Source organism: Paenibacillus dendritiformis, from assembly GCF_015845845.1.
In the GTDB taxonomy this organism is placed as follows: Bacteria; Bacillota; Bacilli; order Paenibacillales; family Paenibacillaceae; genus Paenibacillus_B; species Paenibacillus_B dendritiformis_C.
Genome location: NZ_LDIG01000141.1, coordinates 1 through 2,370, shown reverse-complemented (window position 1 = coordinate 2,370; position 2,370 = coordinate 1). Strand labels below are relative to the sequence as shown.

The window sequence follows — 2,370 nt, the reverse complement described above, 5'->3', positions numbered from 1 at the left end:
TTTTTAGAGCCGGAAACGTTTCTTCGACAAACTGTTGTTGTTTAACAGGGTCTGCAGCGGCAAGCGTATACGTCGGTTTCGTATAGCTCATGCCCATATGTTCCATCATCTTCGAAACGCCGCGCAGCGAATAGGTACATCCATACGTACGCTCAATGTAGTCTGCTATCAGTTGCAACGTCCAATTGAATTTGGCGGTGAATCCAACGTCTGCTGGCACCTGGTTCACAATGACTTGCTTCAATGCGTCCCGCTGTTCTTTCGTCAGGCGTGGGGATCGCCCGGGAGAGAATTGCATGGCCAAGCCCGACAACCCTTCTTTTTCATAGGCGCGGATGTAAAGGCGAATAGTTTTCTCCGAACGACAGATGATCGTGGCAATCTCGCGTACAGACTTGCCCATTAATCGTAAACGTACGGTTTGAAGTCGCTCGTACATGCGGCGATCCTTCGTCGTTCTTATTCGTTCTTCAACTGCAGCCAGCGCTTCCTTGTTATCCATCTCATTCACCGCCTCATTCAGGGTATTTCTGAATTCGACAATGATGGGACAAAACCCTCCTGTTATGGAAGTTCAATAGTTTATTCTATATAGCCCGGCACAAGTCGAAACAACAAGTGACTTCTACACAAATAACCCCAGTTTTTTTGCCATACTCCCGTCATAATTGAATGATATATAAAGTGACTTCTTTTAATTTTGGCCTGCTTCGCTCGGTTGAAATGATACACGCCGCAAAATGCATAGCCTTGGCCCGTGTCCAGCGTGATGCTGCCGTTGGCAGAGCCGCTCGTGCCGTGCGTGATGATGCTGCTGATCTGGAGTGCGATCGCTTTGCCGCTTTTCAGGCGAATCAGAGCTGCGGCCAACTTGTCTTTGCCTTCCATCTTCTGCGCTCCGACCACGTTCCACACCATATCATCCGTCATTTGCTCCAGGATGAAGGGGATATCGCCGGCAGTGAATGCGATATGGAGTTCCTTCAGCAATAGCTTTTTTGGCGCATTTCCGCAATTTTCAGGGCAGCTCACTCGAAAATTGCCATAATCCGATTTCATTTTGTCCATTCCGCTTCACCTTCCACAGTAGCATGTCGGCGTTCGGGACTTTGTAAAAGCCTCCCTCTTGCGCCTTCAGAATAATATTCCTATATATTATTATTCCCTTCTCTCCTTTTCTACATTTGGGTTTTGGATTCACTGAGTCAGTCAGAAAATGTACATGTTCATGCAATCCCTGTCACCCCGCAACTGACAAATTGATTAGTGCCCAGGTGCGGAAGGGGCTGACCGATTCCGAACCAGAGAGGGGAGAAGAAAAGGAGTATGAAGCGGGTTGGCGAATACGTGTTATAGGTTAATTTTCGAATTGAGTCGCTAATCGGCATAAGGGGGAGAACATCTTTGAATCGATTGCAGGAAAGAGTGGCAGAAGCGGCAGTGCGAAATGAGGAGGGGGACTTCCAAGAAACAATAGATCTCCTTGATCCCAGGATAAGAAGCGGGATTTTACGGAACGAACGGAACAGAAGGTATTCGACTGGCAAAGGCAAGGTCATGGATACAAAAGCGTGTAACCGTCCATCCGCTTCGTCACTTTTGTACATAACGGTCACCCCACCACCTAACCGCGTTGCGGCCAGTCAATTTGTGGACGTAAGGTGGCGGGGCGTCGTTTCGTTTTCCGTGAAATATCCTTCGGCTGTTATTCCCATTTGAAAAATCGAATCGAAACGCTAGTGCAGATTATCGCAAGTATAATCATCACGATAACCGGAAGTAGAACACTATGGATAGGGAAGCCAAGCGAAGCAGCTTTCATCAGCTTAATGCCCTGTGTCAGCGGGAGTATATCGGCTGCTTGTTGAAGTGCCTTGGGCATAACCTCATAAGGTAAGGTAGCACCCGAAAAGATGAGCATAGGAAAATATAATACACTGGCTAAGATACTTGCTATTTTACTGTTTGGCGCTACTCCACCTACCAGCAGTCCTATGCTGAATATAGATAGGTAAGCGCTATTTAGCCCCTATATAAACTTGGCCTCCTCGCTATACTGAATGGCTTAAAGTCTGAATTATAGAAAAATAGTCAATACTGCTCAGTATTACGTTAATAGGAGCGGATTGATAAATGTGGACCTCATTAAGCAGTAGTGACAATTTGATCATGGACATGTTTAACGTAGCATTGCAGTTGGAAGAGCCATGGAAACTGACGCATATTGAGTTTGACGATCAGGAACAAGCTTGGCACTTGCATCTTGATTTTGAGCGCGGAGCAGTATTTGCCTGTCCGCGGTGCAGCGCTGAATGTAAGGCATACGACAGTGAGATCAAGCACTGGCGACATCTGGATTTCTGGGACTGG

General features: G+C 47.0%; 3 protein-coding genes and 1 pseudogene. 1 reads left to right on the top strand and 3 read right to left on the bottom strand.

Annotated elements, in window-relative coordinates:
• The 3 genes from ABD76_RS13165 to ABD76_RS13155 form a co-directional block, all read right to left on the bottom strand.
• Positions 1 to 502: IS630 family transposase (locus tag ABD76_RS13165; protein ID WP_197256132.1), on the bottom strand; the 502-nt coding region annotated here is incomplete at its 3' end.
• Positions 503 to 582: 80 nt separating this feature from the next.
• Positions 583 to 1,068: a nuclear transport factor 2 family protein gene (locus ABD76_RS13160; protein ID WP_197257521.1), complete on the bottom strand. Its 486-nt coding sequence runs from the start codon at positions 1,066 to 1,068 to the stop codon at positions 583 to 585.
• 637 nt (positions 1,069 to 1,705) lie between these two features.
• Positions 1,706 to 2,005: an ABC transporter permease gene (locus tag ABD76_RS13155; RefSeq protein WP_197257523.1), complete on the bottom strand. Its 300-nt coding sequence runs from the start codon at positions 2,003 to 2,005 to the stop codon at positions 1,706 to 1,708.
• Positions 2,006 to 2,133: 128 nt separating this feature from the next.
• Here ABD76_RS13155 and ABD76_RS28995 point away from each other — a divergent pair.
• Positions 2,134 to 2,370 (top strand): annotated as a pseudogene (locus tag ABD76_RS28995) (hypothetical protein); the annotation flags it as partial.

Coding starts and splice junctions, on each gene's coding strand:
- ABD76_RS13160 (WP_197257521.1), bottom strand. CDS start 1,068: ATGGACAAAATGAAATCGGATTATGGCAATTTTCGAGTGAGCTGCCCT.